Genomic DNA, 21677 nt, shown 5'->3' with positions numbered 1-21677 from the left:
TTAATCCCTCACCCCGCTGCGGAATGCCTCTCCCGATTGAGAATCATATGAAGCGTTCCACGAATACTCTCCAGCCTGCATTTGTTCAAAAGTCTTCTCCCTTTGCTTCGTGAAAGAATAGAATCAGCCAGGATATACACGAGCTTAGCGGCTGTTTTTCCCATTAGAAGCAGCTTGCCTTTTATTCCTTCGCTTTTCATAGCATTTGAGATTCCTTGGCTATAATACCGCCTCATGATCCAATCTTCCGTCAAACGAGCCGCTGGAACAAAATGATCAACGGCCATTTCCGGATGATAAAGAATGGAATGCCCTTCTTTTTGAATCTGTCCGAATAACCAAGTCTCTTCCCCAGAGAGGAGAGAATCTCCCTTCCTTCCTAGGTCTAAAGGAAAAAGACTGATGTCGAATACAAGCTTCCGCATTGCCATATTGGCTCCACAAGGGTGAAGCTGCTTGGGATATTCCTTAATCCGGCTGCCTAAATCAACAATGGTGTATGGAAGTTCGAAAGGCTTAATCAACCAATCCGGACGTTTACTTTCGAAGATAGGAGAGATTTTGCCTCCCATAGCCATAACCTCCGGTTTACTCTCAAAAGTACTGACAATCGTTGTAATCCAACTCCGGCAAGGTATCGCATCATCATCTAGGAAGGCGATCAGCTGGGATTTGGAAGCCAGAATCCCTGTATTCCTAGCCGCTGACAGCCCCTGTATAGGTTCCATCATGTAGCGGATATCCACATCAGCTCCATGGGTTCTTATGAACTTTTTGACGCACGCTTCAGTATCATCCTTGGAACAGTTATCCACAACAATGATCTCCGCCTGCTCTAAGTAATCCAACTTTAAAAGTGACTGAAGCGTCTTGATCAATAAAGGTGCTCTGTTGTAGGTACAGATGATAATGGAAAGCTTAGGAACGTCTCCGTATTCACGCATCGGCATTCACCTAATTTCCACATTATTAATAAGCATCTTTTGAACCGAGTAACATCAGCCCAGTTTTTGCAATGATTTTTAGATCCAGCATGGTGCTCCGAATATGAATGTAGGTTAAGTCCAGCTGAACCATTTCGTCGAAGCCCACACTGTTTCGGGCATTTACTTGCCAATACCCGGTGCAGCCTGGTGTAACCGTCAAACGCTGTTTGTCATATTCCGTATATTGAGCCACTTCTTCTGGCAGTGGAGGACGAGGACCAACCAGGCTCATTTGCCCTATCAGCACATTCCACAGCTGAGGTAGCTCATCGATGCTCGTCTTGCGCAAAAATCTCCCGATCTGTGTGATCCGAGGATCGTTCTTAATCTTGAACATTGCACCGCTCACTTCGTTATAGGCCATCAGGTTTTCCTTTAACTCCTCAGCGTTGCTAACCATGGATCTGAACTTATACATAGGGAACTGCTTTTCATTCTTGCCAACCCGGTTTTGCCGAAAGAACACTTTACCCTTCGGATCTTCCAGCTTGATCAGAATCGCCACGACAACAAATAATGGCATTAACACGAGAAGACCAAGAGCGGAAAAAAAGATATCGATCATCCGTTTCATTATCAGATAGGACTCCGCTTCTTTCCTTCTCTCATCGGTATGCAGCATGTAAAGTTTCGGCAGGACCGCCTCGTAGTCTTCCGGCAGTTTTTGCATGCTCATCCTCCTCATCTAAAATTTTGCGAACTCAACTTAACTACTCAAGCTGGTTTGTCCCATTTTATTCAGCCATTCCGACATTGCGTCCATTACCGGATAGCGCAAATCTTCGCTCTGCAGTGCAAATTCAAGTGTGGTCAAAATATATCCAAGCCGCTCGCCGACATCATATCTTGTTCCGTCAAAATTATAGGCATATACCCGTTCGCTCTGATTCAGCTTCTGAATAGCATCTGTCAACTGGATCTCTCCGCCAGCGCCTTCTTCCATCAAATCAAGATACTTAAAGATCTTCGGAGTAAACACATACCGGCCCATGATCGCCAGATTGGAAGGTGCCGTACCAAGTGGCGGCTTCTCTACAAAATTGTTAACCCGATACAATTTACCGTCCTGCAAATCCGGTTCAATAATACCGTAACGATTCGTGAATTCATCAGGAATCTCTTGAACTCCGATAACCGAGTTTTGTGTTTCTTCATATTGATCGATCAGCTGCTTAAGGCAAGGTACGGCTCCTGTGACGATATCATCGCCTAACATGACACCGAATGGCTCATCTCCGATAAACCGTCTTGCACACCATACGGCATGACCCAGACCCTTTGGTTCTTTCTGGCGGATATAGTGAATTTCCACCTTGGCTGAACGCTGAACCTCTTTAAGCAGATCCAGTTTTCCATCTTCCAGAAGCCTAGACTCCAGCTCAAACGCATTGTCAAAATGATCCTCAATAGCTCTTTTACCTTTACCAGTAACAATGATGATATCTTCAATACCGGAAGCAATAGCTTCCTCCACAATGTATTGAATCGTTGGTTTATTGATAATCGGAAGCATTTCTTTAGGCATGGCTTTCGTTGCAGGAAGAAAGCGCGTACCTAGTCCTGCCGCGGGTATGATTACTTTTTTTACTTTTTTCATCGCACTTTACCTCCTAAAAGTTTTGTGAGCATTAGCTTCAATGATCCCACTTCATACAAAACTCACTTCGAAAGCATAAACTTAAGTTTTGTAAGTATTAGCTTCAATGATTTCACTTCGGGCAAAACTCACTTCGAAAGCATAAACATTTACTTCGCCTGGTTCATGGCAATTCCGATTAGATTAGAGCCGGTCTGTTCAAGCAGCGTCTTCGCTTTGCGAATCGATTCCCGTTTGGACTTTCCGTATCTGGCCACCAGGATTACGCCGTCCGCTTGTGGCGCCAATATACGAGCATCACTGAAGTCGACTGCCGAAGGAGAATCCAGTAGGATCAGATCGTAGTTTTCTTTTAGTTCCTCGAGCAAAGCGGTCATTTTAGGGTTACCTAGCAAATCCGGCGGACTAACCTGAGTCTTACCCGCCGGGATGACCGAAAGATTGGCCAGATTTCCGAGGACAGCGATGTTATCCGCTTCCTCTTGCCCACTTAAATAAGCCGCAAGCCCGTCACTACCCTCTACTTCAAACACTGTATGAAGACCGGGATGTCGCAGATTGCAGTCCACCACCGCTACCTTCTTCCCATCCTGGACGAAAGACACCGCCAGATTCGACAAAATCGTCGTCTTGCCTGCTCCAGCTTCTGCTGACGTAAAGAGCAGCACTTTCCCTCCGCTATCCTGTGCTAATCCAAGGTGGCGTATATATGTGCGTAGCGATCGGAACGATTCCGAGATATGCGAGGATGGATTAACGTCCGTAACCAGACTCTTATTTAGCCGTAACATAAGCACCCTCCTTCACTCTTGTGTTGCCGCCTGCCGCCTTACCCAAATCGCGTTTACGAATGGTTGCGATCGAAGCAATTACCGGAAGACCAAGGTCATATTCCGCTTCCTTTTCAGACCTTAATGTGCCGTTAAGTGTTTCCATCAGCAAAATAATTCCTAGAGCAGCCATAAGCGATACAACAAAGCTTATAATGAGATTCATCGCAAACCCGCCGTTCGAGGGCCCTGGAACATCAGTCGGATCAGCCGGTGTCAGCAAGGTAACATTGTCTACCCTCATCAGCGATGGCAATACACGAATGAATGTCTGCGAAACCGCATTTACGATCCCGGCAGCTTTGGTGTAGTTTTCATCCTGTACATTTAGGTTGATCACCTGACTCTTCTCTGAAGTTTTAATCTCAAGCTTCTGGCTTAGTTCATCAGCCGTCAGACCAAACTCCGGGTGATTTTCTATTACGCTTTTCATGATGGTCGGTGATTTCATAATTTCCTTGTAACTCTCAATTAAATTCAGGCTAAAGCTCAAATCGTTAAGATTGTTGCTCTCGGGAGCCTTGGCAATGTTGTTGACAAGCAACTGTCCGGAAGCGGAATAGACGGGTTCAACGAAGTTTTTGCTAACATAGTAAGTCGTAGCACAGGAGATCAAAACGAACACCATGATGAGCCAAAACCTTTTTTTAATCAGGTTAATGTAATCCAGAATCGTCTTTTCCACAGTAACCCTCCTTCCGTATAAATTACATTCTGAAATAATTCATGAAAGTTTCAGTTGTTGCTTTAATTCTATCAATCCACATCATTCGCCACATGGGTCATATCATTACTTTCCTGTTCACTTTGGAGTAAGGTGTGTTACACCGTAAGAGGGGGTGATGGTATACTTTAGTACCATATTTAGGGCTAATTTAAGTTTTGACGCACAAAAAAACACGGACATTCTGTCCGTGTTCATGTACAATGCTTATGAATTATTTCAATTTTCACTCATAAGACATTTCATATTTGGTTAAACCGACAGCATTTGCATAAAGCGCCGCCTGTGTACGATCAGCCACCTGTAATTTTGCTAAAATCTGACTGACATGCTTCTTCACCGTAAATTCGCTAATGAAAAGGCGTGAGGCAATTTCTCTATTGCAAGCGCCCTGTCCCAACTCGATCAGAACTTCCTTCTCTTTGGGTGTCAATTCATCCGTTGGGCTGCTTCCGCTCATGCGCATTTTATCTTCCATCAGACCAGGATCGTAATACTTCCTGCCTTTGTGCACTAATTGGATAGCAAACAGTAACTCCTCCGGCAGCGCCTCTTTCAGTACATATCCATCTACCAGTACCTCTTCAGCCTTCAGGAAATCTTCTCTGCTCGCAGATGACGTCAACAGAATGAACTTACTAACGATACCACGAGCACGTGCTGTCTTGATGACATCCAACCCCGATTCATCTGCTAGCTTAAGATCAATCAGTACGAGATCAGGCTGCGTCTCCTCAATCACAAGAAGCGCTTCTTGACCATTCGTTGCCTCACCTGCAAACTGCACATTCGGTTGCATGGAAATGACAGATGCCAGTCCTCTTCTAACTAAAGGATGATCATCAACAATGACGATTTTCACAGAAACGACCTCCCGCCTAAAGTTTATGCATTCTTTAATTCAGCTACACCGACAGGAATTGAAATCATAATTCTTGTTCCTGAACTTTCATTACTGGACAACTGAAAGTCGCCACCGAGCGACTGGGTCAAATATTGCATATTCTTCATGCCAAGCCCGCTTACACTATCTTCGGATTCAATACATAACAAATCAGTATCAAAACCAACACCATTGTCACAAATCAATAATCGGATCCAAGTCGGCTTCAGAGATAGCTCTACATCCACTCGACTGGCAGCGCCATGCCTGATGGCATTTCCAGTGGCTTCAGAGATAATCCGAAAAAGCGCCTTGTGGTAAGGATAAGGGAGACTAAAATCATCTCCCGTTATTTTTAAATCAATATCAACATCATTTAATCTGGATAAGCTCTTCAAATGTGATCTTACCATGCCCAACCATGTAGGCCCGCCGCTCTTCTTGGAGCTAAGACTGTAGATCGTGATCCGCAGTTCTTTAGCAACCTTGGTAGCAGAGTCATGAATAAGCTCAATTTGTTCTTCTAGCTCATGATCTGACATTCTCTTCCACGATTCCTTCAGCGAATGCGTCGCATACACAATGCCAAAAAGGCTCTGCGATACACTGTCATGCATTTCATCCGCAATCCGGTTCTGTTCGTTCGTGATGATCAACCGGTTCTCGATCACACCAAGCTCATGCCTTTCAAGAATATTCGCACTTAGCTCAGATAAGAATATCAATTGTTGAATATACCATCTGCGGCCTTCCAGCCCCTCTGCAGACTCCAGCCTGAGTCCAATCATCCCTACAAAACGGGTGCTCATCCGTACAGGCATCAGCAGGAAATCTCCTAATCCCGGAAGATTTCTAAAAATAGGCTCTCGCTGCAATCTCCATTCATGCTCATGTTTTCCCAGCTCTGAGAATAGGAACTGTTCCTCTTCCTGCTGCCAGCCGGTCTGCCTGCTCTGCGGAGCTGGTTCTCCGCTTTTCTTGGCGAACCAAAACAAAGCCTTGTCTAGCTTCGTTAGCTTAACAACATAATCGGTGATCACTTGACCGATATTCATGAAATCATGTTGGCTTGAGGTTTCCACGATATGGTACAGCGATTTGATATGCTCCATCGTCTCTTTCGTGCGAGCATTCGATTCTTCACGTTGCCACTTCATCCGATTAACGATCTGCATTATTATAACCGTAAGTACCAGTGTTAGAAACAGATTCCCATTTACAAATACAATTTCTAGAAAAGTTTTGTTCGCAGAATTGATAACAAAATAACAAAGCACCGCGAAAATACTGATGTAACTTAAGAGCAGCGACCATCCAAAATAAATGGACAATGAGCCCGCAGCAATCAATACAGGGTTTAGCACATAGAGCCTAAACGAACTCTCGTATCCACCTGTAAACAAGGTCAATGCAATAATTCCCACCATCTCTACGCTAACAGCCAGGACGAGAGTCTTTGGCCTGCTTCGTAACCTCCGATAACAAAATGAGAACGTTTGTGCAAACAGAAAGAGTATGGCAATAACAAGGCATTTATAAATTACGGAAGGTCCCGTTTGATCTAGAAGATACATGAGCGATGTGAGGGACAAAGAGAAGTACCTGTAATACGCAATCAGTTTGTCTTCTGCAGTTGGCTTGATTCTCATCCCACCACCCTATTCTCCAGTTTTTTGGAAAATGCGAGATTGTACTGTGTTCGATAAAAGCATCATACATGAGAAAAATCACAATAACAAGTTGACATTATCCATGTTTGCGCTTCCATTTGAAAAATAGTTACAAAAAATTTATTATTTTTTTAGAAGGATTTATTCCTAAATTTTGGTATTTATTCCGTTATAGTTAATAAGAACTAACATATATATGTAAAATACATCCATTATTTTCAACATAACTTATAAAACGACACCATTATACAAATTTAAATAATTGTCAATGGGACTCTAGTAGAGTCATGTCGTTTTATATGTTGCTTCGGCAAAGTTGGGGCGCGATCCCCATATATTTTTTAAATAAACGTGAAAAATAGAACGGATCATTATAATGAAGCATACCAGAGATTTCTTTCACTTGTAATGAGGTGTTGAGAAGCAGCTTTTTAGCCTCTGCCATTTTAAGACGGTGAATATATTCATGAAGCGGATAACCGCTACTACGACGAACAAGACGACGAAGTGTAGACATCGAAATATGATGTTTAGCCGCAATTTGTTCTAGGTCCATTTCACCATAAATGCATAAATTAAGGTCCTCACGGATTTGACGCATATAATCTGCCTGGGCATTCCAACTTTTTTCTTCTATTATAAATGAACACTCCAATAGCATTCTTTCAACGAGTAATGCGGCCCGATCCGCATCTGCAGGTTCTCCACTCTCCATACGCTCTAGCACTTCTTCAAATAAGGTCGAAAGACCCATGATCGAATTTGCTTGGAACACATTCCCGCCAGCAATTAGACCCGACTCCAGCCATTCCGATACACGTGTCCCATTAAAGTTAATATAATACTCATCCCAGCTCCCTCCAGATGGTGGACCGAAATTGTAACTGTATCCTGGGCGAAAAAAGAATAAGCTGCCCTCACGCACCTGCTGTTCTTTACCCGAAGTTTCCATATAAGTGCCGCCACCAGATACTATGTAAACAATTGCCCAGTGTTCAAAGATTACGCCCGACCGGAATAACGTTCTTCCCGGCAAATGACCGGCTTGTCCTACTCTTATATTTTTAAGCTTCAGCTTGGAGGACTCAACCTTCGGATCAATAATTCGTATTGGATATGGACTGATCATATAATCCATGTGCTTGGACATTATAGACATTCCTCCCCTTGTTTAGTAGTGATAAGGTTATTGTGAAGTTGATCATATTCTACATGAATAAGAGGTGTCCACGCTATGCTTAATCATTCTACACTACTGCTTGTACCTAATCCGCGTGAAATCACATTGTCCGAAGGTTCATTCCGTTTCCCAATAAGCGGAAGCATCGTGCTTCCTAGTATGGGAGAACAAGGTGCAATGCCGGCTGCACAAAAGCTGCAAGCTGTGATTAAACAAGCCTTAAATCTTCATTTAACTTTATCCATTGGCATACGCCCAACGGTAGTATCCGCTTGTATCTTTAGCTATGTGCCATCCTTATCAGAGCAGGCATATGAGATTGTTATTGATCAAAGCGGTATCGTTGTCTCCTATAGCTCACCTGTCGGGGCTTTCTACGCCGTAGCAACCCTGAAACAAATTATTGAGCAAAGCGGAAGATCTATTCCTCATCTGCATATTCACGATGAACCTGATTTTGGAGCTCGCGGGATTACCATTGATATCAGCCGCAATAAAATTCCGAAGCAAGAAACCTTGTACCGAATCATTGACCTTATGGCCGATCTGAAGATGAACCAAGTTCAGCTATATATAGAAGGTGCTCCGTTCGCGTATGAATCTTTCCCTCAAGTGTGGGAGCTTGAAACTCCGATTACTGGCGAGGAAATCTTGCTTCTAGATGCCTATTGTAAGGCGCGATATATTGAGCTTGTTCCAAACCAGAACAGCTTTGGACATATGGAAGGCTGGCTTTCCCGTCCTGAATTCAATGCTTTGGCGGAAATTCCAGAGGGATTCATGCTTCCTAAGGAATTGTACATGGCAGATGTATATCCAGAAGGGTTATTTATGCATCCCGGTACGTTTGACACCGAAGACCCTGCCGTACTCCCTCTGCTAGAAAAAATGTTCGATGATCTGCTTCCTTATTTTACCTCTAATCAGTTTAATGTAGGCTGTGATGAGACGTATGAGCTAGGTCTTGGCAAAAGCAAAGCGCTAGCTGAATCACAAGGCAAAGGTCAGATCTATTTATCTTTTCTTCAGAAGATTTATGAACTCGTTACGAAACGCGGCAAAACGATGCAATTCTGGGGTGATATTATTATCCAGCATCCCGAGCTGATTCCTCATCTTCCTAAAGACATTATTGCAATGGAATGGGGATATAGTGCTGAACATCCTTTCGAGTCGGATACCCTCAAATTCCGTGAAGCAGGTATTCCTTTCTATGTCTGCCCAGGCACCAGCTCATGGAACTCCATTACAGGGCGTAGCGACAATATGTTTGCCAATCTGCGTAGCGCTGCTATTCATGGCAAGAATAACGGTGCCATCGGCTATCTCATTACCGATTGGGGGGATCACGGACACTGGCAGCATCTCCCAATCAGCTATACTGGATATGTTTACGGTGCTGCACTTGCCTGGAATGTAGATAACAATCTAAAAGTGAACACTGCAAAGTACCTAAATACATTCATCTTTGCCGATCGCTCCGAGGGTATTGGTCAACTACTCCTTGATCTCGGCAATTACTATCAGCTTGAATCCGAGATTATTCGTTCAAATGATACGGAAATGTCCCTGCTTCTTCGCACTAATCTCGACAATTTGTTAATTGTAGAGAAACTTACCGAAGAACATTTCAACAATCTCGAAGAATACATGCTCTCTATCGAGGCACGTCTCTCGGGACTTGATCTACAATGTGATGATGCTGATCTTGTCCTAAAGGAACTGAGTAACGGAATCCATTTTGTGAAACACGCTGTGCAGCTTGGCAGAATCAAACTGCAGCTGGCATCCTCACCAGATTCGATTGACCCTAACCTGATTACGGAGCAAATCAATGATTTGAATGTTCTTCTTCATCAATATCGTCTATTGTGGACCGAGCGCAACCGACTCGGTGGCTTGGATCAAAGTATTTGGAGACTTCTACGTCTAAGAGGTCAATACGAAGCATTGAAATCGAAGTAATTTCCTCATCCTAGCTGCGCTTGGCGAGTTTAACGTTAAATCTAGCGTTTTCGACTCGCTAAGCGCAGCTCTTCATATTGATTTTCAAGCATCTCCCGCTCCCGCTCCTCATGCTTTTCTCTGCCAATTCCCTCTTTCATACTTTCCTCATCCTCATAGATTTGCCACAAATCAGAGAACAAATAATCCTTGATTTCTACTGTTTTTCCATTCAAGATCCCGTTTCTCCAAATAAGACCCGTAGAGGTACGCATCACAATGCGGCCGTCTGGCGTTTCAGCCTTTTGCCCCATTCGAATCGTCATAAGCATTTGACCCAAAGTATAGCACTCCATTTGTCCTGAAACCTCCTAAATTTTAGTTGTAATGGAATAAAGAGAAGGATATAATCAGGGCGAAAGAACCAGATTTTTGTAATTTCATTAGAGGAGAGATGCAATGGATTGGCTAAATGATTACGAAGAAGAACTCCGCTTAGTATTTCAAGAGAGCAAAAAGATCATCTCCGAATTTCCAGCGCCTCTAAATTCACAAGGCATGTCCTATCTTGAACATTTTAACGTATTTAATGCGGAAAGCCACAAAAATTACATATGTTATCTATTACCCTTTTGGCTTCAGAAAGGCTGCGGACTCTCAGCAGAAATTACCCGTCAAATGTCGATGGGCAATGTCTTCTTTATGCTATATTTTTTCATACAAGATGACCTGATGGATAGCAAAGAATCCTCTACATACGAAAGACTACCTTTGGCGAACCTGCTCTATGTTGAATTTTTGAATATCTACAGAGGTTTATTTCCGAATGACTCCTCTTTCTGGACTTCATTTAATCGCTATATTGCTCAATGGGCAGACAGTGTTAGTAATGAATCCACCAGCGATTATTTTCTTAGCGATCGAATCAAAATCTCTTATAAAGCCAGTCCGCTCAAATTATCCAGCACTGCTGCCCTTCTTCTATCTGGTAAGGATTCTCTTGTACCGCAGACTGAGGAAATGATCGACTCCGTTCTACTTACCCTACAAATGCTTGACGACTATGAAGACTGGAAAGAAGATTTAGCAGAAGGCAGCTATAATTGTATACTCTCACTTACACGGAGTAATCTATCCACTGATAAAGAAACCTCACTCACATCGAACGAGGTCGAATTTTTCCTATTCACTACAAGCGGATTACATACCTATACCGAATTAGCGCAGGATACACATCATAAAGTGATAGCTTCCAGCTTAGATGTACCTCATCTTCTTGCATTTCATTCTATGCTAGTGACGAACTTACAACAGATCTCTGATTCAATTGAAGCAGAAAAGCAGCTATTACAAGGTGGAGGCTTATTTTATTATCTTTCAAAAAATATACAATAATTCTATTATTTTGTAGAAAAAAGAATAGTATTAGCACAATTGCTATGTTATATTATTTAAGGTAAATATATACATTTCGGAAAGGGTGATTATTATGTCAGAAGCAGTTCTTAGAAATCAAGTCATTCAAAAGGCATGGGAAGATCCAAGTTTCAAGCAAAGACTACTCGCAGATCCAAAAGCAGCTCTCCAAGAAGCGCTAGGCGTAATCATTCCCGACAGCGTTACCTTGAAAGCCGTTGAAGAAGGTTCAAATGAATTCTATCTTGTAATCCCACCAAGTCCATCATCAGATGTATTGAAAGCAACCGCAGCACCACGCGGTTCTTGGTAAGACAGCAAGATTAACCTCATAGGGAGTAGGAATCATCCGGAGCTTCTGCCAATGGCAGTATGGTGATGGATTCGGTTCCTACTCCTTTTTTGCTTGTAAATCTTACTTCGCCATGCATAGCTTCTATGATACGAAAAGTAACCATCAAGCCTAATCCTGTTCCTTTATTTTTCTTCGTGAAATACGGTTCTCCGAGTCGGTGCAGAACATCAGCGTCCATTCCCTCCCCATTGTCTTTGATGTGAATAATCACTTTATCATCTTCGCCGTACACCGACATATAAATGAACCCTTCCTCTCTGAAAGATTCAATACTGTTCTTGATAATGTTGATGAACGCCTGTTTAAACTTCGAGGAATTTCCTTTTACCCATAATGGACCGGATACATCCAGAATCATCTTTCCTCCATTGATGTGACAAAGAGGCTGCATAATGCTCTCAATATGCTTAAATTCATCATATAAATTCAGGCTAGAGATCGTCTCAAATTCTGGTTTAGCAAAGGTCAAGAAATCGGTAATTATATTAGATGCGCGATCAAGTTCGCTTAAGGCCATTGACATATAAATTTGTTCTTCGTTAACGGACTTCTCGCTAATCAGCTGAAGGAAGCCTCGAGTTACTTGTAGTGGGTTTCGCACTTCATGGGCTACGGATGCAGCAAGCTCGCTGATGATCTCCATTTTTTCTGAACGCTCCAATTCATTGTTGAAACGCTCTAATTCTCTAGAATAATTAACAACCTGTTGATGGCTATAGGCCAATCTCCGCTCCAGAATTACGATCAAGGAAATAATGAAAACAACAAGCCCCCACTTCCACAAGAACAAATCATAGTTCCCTTTTTGGATGTAATACCATAGTAGCTCTGCAACTACTGTAAACGCTGCGATCCCAAATCCAATAGCAAAAACATCAGCATCTTTATTTCCTTTAAGTGAGAACATCACCACACATACGATTAATAGGATGAATTGGAGGATGAAGATGAACCCTATAATAGTGGTAGAAACAAAATAATAGAACTCAATATAACGATTATTTGATAGGAGATTGATAAAAAGACATAGGAAACAAAAAGAGGAGTAAAGGACTTGAAATTTACGGAATTTTTGAATGATACTGAACTTACCGCAACCGAATAACTTTTCAAATAAAAAGGTGAGGGCCGGTAAAAGTGAAAAAAGGGCTAAGTCCAAGCAGACATTGCTGATTGGTCCCAATTTACTGTAAAAGGTATAAATGAAGGGGGAGTAGGTTAATGAAAGGATGCCTGTAGACGCTATAACCACTGCTAATGAGGCAACACTGGAGAAATATTCTTTGTTTATGTAAAAGGCACTTATAAATAGAACAATGGCCACCAGAAAAAAAGCGCAGCCCAGAATCACATCGCTTAGTCCATTCTCAATATATTTATTTATTAATTGACTGTGTTCACCAATCACAACACTATCTTTAATTCCGATTCTGTCTTGCATCGTTGCTGTCCAGATATATAGTGTTTTCCCGTTATCTTCTTTACTTAAAGGCAACAGCAAAGAATAATTATCCTTGATATAATTACGATCTTCCTCGAAGATCAAACGGTCCTCCACATAAACCTTTACATCAAGAGCATATAAAGTATCGATATACACCGAAGGAGATACATATGTAAGATCAGGTAAGGCAATACGGGTCCAAGATGAGGATACCCCTGAAGGTAAATCTGGGATTCCCTTCTTAGAATCTACGTTCATCCAGCTTTGCTGGCCTTCACTCCACGGAACCTCTTCTTCTGTATTTCCTGTTTCAGGCCCCCATTTCATTTGCCACTTTGTAATTTCTTGAGATGAATATGGGTTTGCCGCCGATACAATAATAGAATCTAAACCTATCCAGAGGAAAGAAAGGATGATAACAATGTGGAGTATTTTAACCATCAAGCGCATATAGGCACCTCAGAAGGAAGTTTCAGAAACAATATTCTGTGTGTACTACTTCGCTCACTACACTACCCTTTCCTCCTAAAAAACGGAATAATCATAAATTTCTCCTAAATTTTTCTATACTTTGGTAACTTGATGATAATCTCCGTTCCTTCCCCCTTCTCACTTTGAAACTCCGTTGTCCCTTCCATCGCTTCAATAATTCGAAAGGTGACCATAAGTCCAAGCCCTGTTCCTTTTGTTTTATTAGAGTAATAAGGCTCACCCAATCGGGCTAGTTCACTGCCATTCATCCCTTCCCCGTTATCACGTACACTAATCATTACATGAGCTCCGAATTCCCAGGCTGTAACTCTAATCAGTCCATTATCCTGCAAAGCTTCGATGCTATTTTTTATAATATTAATAAAGGCTTGTTTGAATTTGGCAGATGACCCAATTACGCAGAGATCTGACTGTAGGTTGAGTTCAATCACTCCCCCTTGTAAATTGGCAAGCGGAGAAAGAATACCAGAAACATGGCGTAACTCTTCGGATACATCAAGCCTTTCAATAGTCTCCAAGCCCGGCTTAGCAAAGGTAAGGAAGTCTGAAATAATAACTGTGGCTCTATCCAGTTCTGCGATGGCCATCTGCATATATTCCCTCTCCTTATGATCTGACCGTTCCCCTAGGATCTGAAGGAAACCACGGGTCACCTGCAAGGGATTTCGTACCTCATGCGCTACAGAAGCCGCTAATTCACTAATAATCTCCATCTTCTCGGAGCGCTGCAAATCATTATTGAACTTCTCAAGCCTACGAGAATATTCAACGAGTTGTTCATGGTTTCTCGTAAACCTTCTCCCTAGAATGACGATTAAAGATAATACGAAAAACATCAACCCCCACTTCCACCAATATAATTGATAGGATTCTCTGGATATGTAGTACACGACCAATTCAGTAAGAGATACAAAGGAAAATATAGTAAACCCTGTAGTGAAAACAATGGCATCTGCATTACCGCGATAAGTATGAATAAACGCCAAGCTTACCAATAATATAAATTGCAAAATCATAAAGATGCCTAGAACGTTAGTTGTCATAAATCTATAAAAGTCTTCCAGCTGATACGACAGAAGGATATTAACAACCATTAGAAAAAAACAGAATATAGAATAAACCATTTGAAATTTACGGAATCGGGTGACGATTTGTTTTTTCCCTGAACCGAAAATTTTCTCAAAATAAAATGTTAAGGATGGTAATAAGGTATACAAAGCTAAATCAAAAAATACAAGCACGATTTTCCCATAATCACCGAGGACGATCGGCAAGAACGAAGAATACGTAACCACTATTACTCCAATGGATAAAAGAATTAGCACCAGTAAAAATCCGTCTGTAAAAAATCCTTTTCTCATGAATAGCGAGCAAATCAAGAGCACAATAGCTACAAAGATAAACGTCGTCCCAATGATGATATCCAGTAAGCCCTGCTTCACATAAATGGACAACAACGTACTATAACGATCTACTCTAATTTCGCCTTCAATCCCTAAATCCTTGCTTCCTCCCTGGGTCCATATGTATAGTTTTTGCCCTCCATCTTCTTTGGATAGAGGAATTAGAATTTTGCTGCCGTTGAAATTATACTTATCCTCAGAATCGTATACTAACGCGTTATTCAGATAAGCCTTAACGCTATTTCCATATATCTTATTAATGAACAATGCTGATTTGTCACTTAATTGCGGCAAAGAAAACCGGAGCCACGCTGAGGATACACCTCTTGGTGTCTCTGGTTTATTATCTTGAGGCGTTACGCGAATCCATTCATCATCTGAAGCTGCTACAGCTTCTTCGACAGTCTCTACTTCAGTATTTCCAAATCTAATTTCCCAACCCGGCAGCGCAGAGTCTGATGATCCAGCACTCACTATCGCCGCACCGTAAGGCACTATTGCTGTTAGCAATAGAAATAATAGCAAAGTAGCCGCTATCTTTGGTTTTGGCAACTTCATCGTAGCACCTCAGTAATTCATTAGTTGTTTAAATGATCATATATGATTCTTAATTTCGACAACGTTCGCACTATTCCTGCCTATTCTTGTGAATTTTCTCGAAAAAAGACGTTATTTATCAGCGTTAATTCCCTGATTATTTGTAAAACGATTCGATCATAGGCATTCGGGTAAAGATACATAAGAGAAGTCCAAATCTTATCCTACTGAGGGAGTGAACGGCTATGGAAGATACACCTAATAAAACTGAAGCCGATTTTGTATATGAGCGTTATATACAAGCAGATATTGATGTAGATGATGTTGTCAATGAAGATGCCGACCCCGTGTTGGTTGGCGATAAATATTTGGCGGCGGATATTGGTTTAAACCAACCTGAGGAAACACTCGAAAGAAATGACTTACTGGAATCCGATGCATTCCTGGCTGCTGAAACGGCAGGACTAACAAGCAGGGATATGGATGATGCTGAGAGCGAGGAGCTACTAGAGATGGAAGAGGAGGATCCGCCACTGGAGGATATTCCCGATGCAGATGAGGTGTATCCTGGATCCATCATCGATCCTGCTTCACCACCAGTGGATGGCATGCCCGGAACAGACGTCTTAAACGGATCACATGGAGATTAGAATAAATAAAGCCGCCGGGCTAGAATCCGGCGGCTTTATTTGTTTTTCAATACAAGTGCTGACCTCAGTAAGGGTTACTATTGAAGCACTATGGTTATTCTGCTGAACGTGCTGCTGCGATTTGTGCATCCAGCTTGCGGGTCTTCACCAATACCGCTGCTACAAGCAGCATCACCCCATTGATTACAAACACCCAACGAATCTGGATAAATGCCCCAAGTAAGCCGCCTATAATAGGCCCGGCCATTGTCGCTAGTTGAGATGCCGCTTGATTGAGACCAAAAGCACGTCCACGAAATCCGGGCTCAATCACTTGTACAATCATTGCATTTACAGATGGAAGTACACCGGCATAAAACAAGCCATAAGCAAAACGAAGAACGGCGAATTCCACATAACCTGTAACAAAGAACTGCAGAATATTACCGATACCTCCACCAATTAAACCAATGAACAAGATCATTCCAAAGCCCTTACGGCTTCCGATTCTACCCCACTGCGGAGCCATCAGCACAGTAGCAATACCCACAGCAGAGAATACAATTCCTGAGCTAAGCGAGGCTCTGCTTTTGGCGATTCCCATGTCTAGCAAATGTATCGGAATAAGCGGCTCCAGAATCATAACTGAAAAGGTGCTAATCCCCGCCAGCAATAGCAAAGTCATAAATGCGCGATTACTTCTCGCTTCCTTGATATCATCACTTACATGTGATCTCGGAGCAGATCGATCAAAGTTCTCCTCTTTAGCAAAGAAAGTAGCGATAAGTGCCGAAACAAGCACAATACCTGCTGAGAATAAAAAAGCAACCCGATTGCTAGTGTAAAAACTCACTAAACCGCCGATCAACGGACCAATGATACTCCCCGTTGCTCCGGCCGTAGACATAATACTCAGCGCGTATCCTGTCTTATCTTCAGGAGTGTTCGTGGCCACCATGGCAATCGCAGCAGGAACAAATCCAGCGAGCAGCCCTTGCAGTACGCGCACGATTAGAAAGACATAAGGATCATGCACGAAGTAATTAATCAGATATAAGGCTGCCAAACTAAAGCCCGAGCGAATAAGCATCGGCTTCCGACCGTATTTGTCGGCGAGGGAACCCCAGTAGGGAGAAATTAAAGCGCTGGCTAGAAAGGTTATGCCAAAACTAACCCCAGACCAAATTTCCAAATGATTCGTAACCCCAAGCTCGTCACTCAAAAAAATAGAGAGGAACGGAATAGAGATCGAATACGCCGTACTACAAAAAAAGACACCCACCCAAAGCACGATTAAGTTCCGTTTCCATGAAAAGCGCATGATCTACACATCCTTTCTTGATGTTCTCGCGGAAACATTCCTATTATTGTAAACCTCTTTTAAGAATGTGCCAATCCCACAAGTCACAACTGACCTTTGCATGTAAAGGGACAAAGAGGTTATTATGAGAAGTACCTACGAGATTATTCAAGAAAAAGGAGAGATTGATTAGTGAAGTTAACAAGAGCAAGATCTGCTATCCTAATGGTCATGTTATGCCTGGTGATGGTTATTGCAGCGGGTTGCGGGAATAAGCCTACCAATAACAATGCCAGCAGCGGAGCAGCAGGAAATAACACAAGCACTGAGACAAATTCCGGGGCTAACGAAGGACTTCCTTCAGCTACAGCAAGCCACCCCATAGTGACCATTGAGATGGATAACGGTGGCATCATCAAAGCCGAGCTTTATCCAGAAGTTGCCCCTAACACTGTGAACAATTTCATCTCACTGATTCAAAAAGGATTTTATGACGGCACCATATTCCATAGAGTAATTCCTGACTTCATGATTCAGGGCGGTGACCCTGATGGTACAGGTATGGGTGGCCCAGGGTATAGTATCGCTGGAGAATTCTCCGGAAACGGGTTTACTAATAACCTGTTGCATACAGAGGGCGTTCTGTCCATGGCAAGATCACAGGCTCCAGATTCTGCCGGTTCCCAGTTCTTTATTATGGATGCAGCGTATCCAAGTTTAGATGGAAGCTATGCTGCTTTTGGTAAAGTTACCGAAGGCATGGACGTGGTTAAAGCTATTGTTGGTTTGAAAACAGACAGTTCAGATCGTCCGGAAGAGCCACCGGTAATGAAGAAAGTAACCGTCGACACACTAGGCGTCACTTACCCGGAACCACAAAAGGTACAATAACGAGCAAAAACGCCTTCGGCGTCCTTAACGGACGGTAAGCGTTTATGCGAGAAAAAATATAAGGATAATATATAGCGTGAAACTTATAAATTCTTATATTTTAAAAAAACTCGGTATGCTCCCATCCGGAATGTGATTCGGAGGGACTACCGAGTTTTTTTTTTGAAAATATAAGCTTACCGTCCTTTAGGGACGACAATGGCGCTTTTATGTGAAAAGACTAATTTAAGTACCTATGCAACTTATCCCCGTAGTGATCTTCTGCTAAGAGCATGTTGGCCGTTACGCAGGAAAGTACTACGAGTATTTCTTAATAAGGATATCCGTTCCTCTGCAAGCTGATTTGCCGCGACAGAAGTTGGAATCCCATTTAGACGTGAGATTTCCAGTACGCGGGTGATGTTATCATAAATTTTCGAAACCTGCTTAAACGCACGCTCCCTATTATAACCGTTCAACTCATCCGCGATATTAATAACGCCACCGGCATTAATCACATAGTCAGGAGCATACACAATGCCCATTTCATGAAGAGTATCGCCGTGATAGGCCTCTTTTAACTGATTGTTGGCCGCACCTGCGATTACCTTCGCCTTAATTACCCGAAGAGACTCATCATTGATCGTTGCTCCGAGTGCGCATGGAGCATAAATATCACAATCTGCACTGATAATATCTGCGGGATCGACGGCTTTAGCACCATAAGCCTCTACCGCGCGCGCCACAGCTTCTTTATGAATATCGGTTATAATAAGCTGAGCGCCCTCTTCATGAAGGTGCTTGCAGAGTGAAAAAGCTACATTTCCAACGCCTTGAACAGCGACAGTCTTCCCTTCGAGTGAATCATTTCCAAATGCCGCTTTGGCCGCTGCCTTCATCCCTTGGTATACGCCATAAGCCGTAGCTGGTGACGGATTGCCCGAGGAGCCGTATGTAGGTGATGTACCTGTAACATAATCTGTCTCCTGATAGATTATGTTCATATCTTCTTCTGTTGTGCCAACATCTTCGGCAGTTATATAGCGTCCATTCAAGCCCTGTATGTATCTTCCGAAAGCACGGAACATCGCTTCGTTCTTATCCTTCTTGGGATCTCCTATGATTACTGTCTTCCCACCGCCTAAGTTCAGACCCGATACTGCATTTTTGTATGTCATTCCTTTTGCTAATCGAAGTGCGTCAACAATTGCATCCTCTTCTGTAGCGTAGGTCCACATCCGTGTACCACCCAGTGCGGGCCCCAGTGTTGTGTCATGAATGGCAATGATGGCCTTTAACCCTGATGCTTTATCCTGACAAAACAACAGTTCTTCGTAATCGTCCCGCTCCATTGCTGCAAACAATTCCATTCTTAATATCCCCTGTCTTTTTGTTATATTCCACATGTTGGTGATTACTCTTACCTCTCAAAGTATTGTAGCAGAATGCGTCGTAAAACAAAAAGAACCGCGTCACCCTCATAACTTCTAATGGATGACGCGGCTCTTATATGAATGCTACTGCACAGAATAGAGTGCAAGGGTCAGCATGCGTTACAGCTTAGCAATGGTTTCTGTAAGAACAGGTACGATTTGCGATTTGCGGGATACTACACCTTTGAGAAGTGCCTTATTGTCATCAAGCTTCACGTTGTACGCCTGTTCTACTGCTCCTGCAACACGGCCCAGAGCCAGACCTACGGAATCGTTATTGAGGATATCTGTAACTACGAACAGGAACAGATCCAATTCTTTTTCAGCAATAATGGAAGTAAGTGCAGTTTCCAGTTCGGCTTGCTTGGAGAGAACATCATTAACATCCACCGCGTTTACTTGTGCGATTTCTACTTTGTATTCACCCATTTTAAATTCCTTTGCATCCAAGGAAATCAGTTGAGCGATACTCTTGTCGCTAAGGTCAGCGCCAGCCTTCAACATATCAAGACCGTAGCTTTCTGCATCTACACCAGCGATTTCAGCAAGCTCGCGTGCTGCTGCTACATCTTCCGCTGTGCATGTCGGTGATTTAAACAACAAGGAATCGGAAATGATGGCAGACAGCATCAATCCAGCGATTTCTTTAGGGATAGCAACTCCGTTTTCTTTATACAACTTGTTAAGAATAGTAGCTGTACAGCCTACTGGCTCAGCACGATAGTACAACGGATGTGCAGTTTCAAAGTTTGCGATCCGGTGATGGTCGATAACTTCAACCACACGTACTTGATCAATGTCATTCGCACTTTGTTGGCGTTCGTTATGGTCAACAAGAATAACCTGATTGGCTTCACCAGCAACGTTCTCTACCAGACGAGGAGCAGCGACTCCGAAATGATCAAGCGCAAATTGCGTTTCACCACTAACGTCGCCCAGACGAACGGCCTCAGCATCCCAACCCAATTCCTTTTTGAGTGCAGCATAAGCAATTGCAGAACAAATGGTATCCGTATCCGGATTTTTGTGTCCAAAAACCAAAGTTTTTTCCATTTCCAATCTCCTTACTATGTTTTAGTGAGATTAATATACCATACATTGATAGCGGCTTCCAGATTGTCCAGTTTGAAAAAATGCTTTATGACCATTCTAAGGCTGTTCACGTCTAGTCTTTGGAAGCGGATCTGGTTTGGTTTCACCATGCAGCGGTTCATTGTCCGAGAAAAGATCTGGATTTTCCTTCAACATCTGACTCAGAATATTCGTAGTTTCTACCGTCCCGCATACCCTAACCAGCGCATCTCCAAATTTCCCCTTTCGCATGGCACCACCTTCCTCAAGCTCGCGTTCCACTTTCCAAAAATGCTCCGACCAAGAGAGACCACAATGTCTGCGGGAAGGCACCATGATTTCATCTCCATCCGGTGTCACCGTGTATAACTCCTCATGACTATCCGTCATTCTACCTGGAATATCGACCCACTCTTCAATGCCATGAATGAACGTATTCCGCCGCAGATCAACGCCCAGCAGTACAATTTCCGCCTTCCGATCAAGCAGCTTTCCCCATGCTGAGCCACGGGCACACGGCGTATCCCAGCGTTCATCCCCCGTAGTGAACTGCTCAGCATCTGCACCTAAAGCCGCTACAGAATGTGTCGGATGCCAAGAGCGAATGACATCAGGACGTTTACGAAACAGTTCCGGTAATATACCTACACAAGATGGGGAATCTAGAACTGAGAACCGCGGATTATCCGCATTAATATAAGCCCATGTATGAGTTGGCAATACGAGCAGTCCGTCCTTCATATATTCACTGAGTACATCCAGTACTGTGTTCGCACCTCCATCTACTTCGCCAACGCTTTTTAATGAAGAGTGGACCAGAATGGTTCCGTGTGGATCAAGCTTCAGCTCCTGCAATTGTTTCATCAAGCTAGTTGTTGTGTGCATTGTACGCTCTCCTTATGTATGGATTAGA

General features: G+C 42.9%; 20 protein-coding genes. 5 read left to right on the top strand and 15 right to left on the bottom strand.

The window, feature by feature from the left end:
• Window positions 1-8: 8 nt before the first annotated feature.
• The 8 genes from NSU15_RS04590 to NSU15_RS04555 all read right to left on the bottom strand — a co-directional run bounded on the left by NSU15_RS04590 (window position 9) and on the right by NSU15_RS04555 (window position 7840).
• Window positions 9-944, bottom strand: coding sequence for a glycosyltransferase (locus tag NSU15_RS04590; RefSeq protein ID WP_339289379.1), 936 nt, complete (start codon window positions 942-944; stop codon window positions 9-11).
• Window positions 945-969: 25 nt separating this feature from the next.
• Window positions 970-1662, bottom strand: coding sequence for a sugar transferase (locus NSU15_RS04585; protein ID WP_042124430.1), 693 nt, complete (start codon window positions 1660-1662; stop codon window positions 970-972).
• A 30-nt stretch (window positions 1663-1692) separates the two neighbouring features.
• Complete coding sequence (gene galU / locus NSU15_RS04580) at window positions 1693-2583, bottom strand: UTP--glucose-1-phosphate uridylyltransferase GalU (RefSeq protein WP_036676615.1); 891 nt, start codon at window positions 2581-2583, stop codon at window positions 1693-1695.
• A 149-nt stretch (window positions 2584-2732) separates the two neighbouring features.
• Window positions 2733-3374 carry a CpsD/CapB family tyrosine-protein kinase gene (locus tag NSU15_RS04575; protein ID WP_076119863.1) on the bottom strand — a complete coding sequence of 214 codons (642 nt, stop codon included), beginning with the start codon at window positions 3372-3374 and terminating at the stop codon, window positions 2733-2735.
• Window positions 3358-4098: a Wzz/FepE/Etk N-terminal domain-containing protein gene (locus tag NSU15_RS04570; protein ID WP_042124427.1), complete on the bottom strand. Its 741-nt coding sequence runs from the start codon at window positions 4096-4098 to the stop codon at window positions 3358-3360. The genes NSU15_RS04575 and NSU15_RS04570 overlap by 17 nt, the downstream gene beginning before the upstream one ends.
• A 265-nt stretch (window positions 4099-4363) precedes the next feature.
• On the bottom strand, window positions 4364-4999 hold the full coding sequence (locus NSU15_RS04565; protein WP_036676623.1) for a response regulator transcription factor: 636 nt from the start codon (window positions 4997-4999) through the stop codon (window positions 4364-4366).
• 23 nt (window positions 5000-5022) lie between these two features.
• Complete coding sequence (locus NSU15_RS04560; RefSeq protein WP_339289377.1) at window positions 5023-6447, bottom strand: ATP-binding protein; 1425 nt, start codon at window positions 6445-6447, stop codon at window positions 5023-5025.
• Window positions 6448-6985: 538 nt separating this feature from the next.
• Window positions 6986-7840 carry an AraC family transcriptional regulator gene (locus tag NSU15_RS04555; RefSeq protein WP_042124422.1) on the bottom strand — a complete coding sequence of 285 codons (855 nt, stop codon included), beginning with the start codon at window positions 7838-7840 and terminating at the stop codon, window positions 6986-6988.
• Between the two features lie 84 nt (window positions 7841-7924).
• Here NSU15_RS04555 and NSU15_RS04550 point away from each other — a divergent pair, with 84 nt between their 5' ends.
• Window positions 7925-9835 (top strand): glycoside hydrolase family 20 zincin-like fold domain-containing protein, encoded by a 1911-nt coding sequence (locus NSU15_RS04550; protein WP_339289376.1) that lies wholly within the window; start codon window positions 7925-7927, stop codon window positions 9833-9835.
• A 41-nt stretch (window positions 9836-9876) separates the two neighbouring features.
• On the opposite strand, the gene NSU15_RS04545 is transcribed toward NSU15_RS04550, so the two are convergent.
• Window positions 9877-10170 (bottom strand): hypothetical protein, encoded by a 294-nt coding sequence (locus tag NSU15_RS04545; protein ID WP_042124418.1) that lies wholly within the window; start codon window positions 10168-10170, stop codon window positions 9877-9879.
• A 103-nt stretch (window positions 10171-10273) separates the two neighbouring features.
• Between NSU15_RS04545 and NSU15_RS04540 the strand changes: the two genes are divergently transcribed.
• Together NSU15_RS04540 and NSU15_RS04535 are read left to right on the top strand one after the other, a co-directional pair.
• Window positions 10274-11209, top strand: coding sequence for a hypothetical protein (locus NSU15_RS04540; protein WP_339289374.1), 936 nt, complete (start codon window positions 10274-10276; stop codon window positions 11207-11209).
• A gap of 94 nt (window positions 11210-11303) precedes the next feature.
• Window positions 11304-11543, top strand: a complete 240-nt coding sequence (locus NSU15_RS04535; protein ID WP_170880314.1) for an NHLP leader peptide family RiPP precursor — start codon at window positions 11304-11306, stop codon at window positions 11541-11543.
• Between the two features lie 16 nt (window positions 11544-11559).
• Here NSU15_RS04535 and NSU15_RS04530 read toward each other — a convergent pair whose 3' ends face one another.
• Both NSU15_RS04530 and NSU15_RS04525 read right to left on the bottom strand, forming a co-directional pair.
• Entirely contained in the window at window positions 11560-13356 is a 1797-nt protein-coding gene (locus tag NSU15_RS04530; protein ID WP_339289373.1) for an ATP-binding protein, read from the bottom strand.
• Window positions 13357-13583: 227 nt separating this feature from the next.
• The gene (locus tag NSU15_RS04525; RefSeq protein WP_339289371.1) at window positions 13584-15482 is read right to left on the bottom strand and encodes a HAMP domain-containing sensor histidine kinase; all 1899 of its coding nucleotides are present in this window, start codon (window positions 15480-15482) and stop codon (window positions 13584-13586) included.
• A gap of 224 nt (window positions 15483-15706) precedes the next feature.
• Between NSU15_RS04525 and NSU15_RS04520 the strand changes: the two genes are divergently transcribed.
• Window positions 15707-16111 (top strand): hypothetical protein, encoded by a 405-nt coding sequence (locus NSU15_RS04520; protein WP_076119857.1) that lies wholly within the window; start codon window positions 15707-15709, stop codon window positions 16109-16111.
• A 94-nt stretch (window positions 16112-16205) separates the two neighbouring features.
• Here NSU15_RS04520 and NSU15_RS04515 read toward each other — a convergent pair whose 3' ends face one another.
• Window positions 16206-17411 (bottom strand): MFS transporter, encoded by a 1206-nt coding sequence (locus NSU15_RS04515; protein ID WP_042124410.1) that lies wholly within the window; start codon window positions 17409-17411, stop codon window positions 16206-16208.
• A 204-nt stretch (window positions 17412-17615) separates the two neighbouring features.
• Here NSU15_RS04515 and NSU15_RS04510 point away from each other — a divergent pair, with 204 nt between their 5' ends.
• Complete coding sequence (locus NSU15_RS04510; protein ID WP_339291247.1) at window positions 17616-18281, top strand: peptidylprolyl isomerase; 666 nt, start codon at window positions 17616-17618, stop codon at window positions 18279-18281.
• A gap of 242 nt (window positions 18282-18523) precedes the next feature.
• On the opposite strand, the gene NSU15_RS04505 is transcribed toward NSU15_RS04510, so the two are convergent.
• The 3 genes from NSU15_RS04505 to NSU15_RS04495 form a co-directional block, all read right to left on the bottom strand.
• Window positions 18524-19630, bottom strand: a complete 1107-nt coding sequence (locus NSU15_RS04505) for a Glu/Leu/Phe/Val dehydrogenase (protein ID WP_076119856.1) — start codon at window positions 19628-19630, stop codon at window positions 18524-18526.
• A gap of 183 nt (window positions 19631-19813) precedes the next feature.
• On the bottom strand, window positions 19814-20746 hold the full coding sequence (locus NSU15_RS04500; RefSeq protein WP_042124406.1) for a manganese-dependent inorganic pyrophosphatase: 933 nt from the start codon (window positions 20744-20746) through the stop codon (window positions 19814-19816).
• Window positions 20747-20842: 96 nt separating this feature from the next.
• The gene (locus NSU15_RS04495) at window positions 20843-21649 is read right to left on the bottom strand and encodes an AAC(3) family N-acetyltransferase (RefSeq protein WP_076119854.1); all 807 of its coding nucleotides are present in this window, start codon (window positions 21647-21649) and stop codon (window positions 20843-20845) included.
• Window positions 21650-21677 lie beyond the last annotated feature (28 nt).

Origin of the sequence: Paenibacillus sp. FSL E2-0201, from assembly GCF_037963325.1 — a bacterium.
Classification (GTDB): domain Bacteria; phylum Bacillota; class Bacilli; order Paenibacillales; family Paenibacillaceae; genus Paenibacillus_AQ.
Note: the sequence above shows the minus strand (reverse complement) of the source record. Positions and strands in the feature narration are given on the sequence as shown.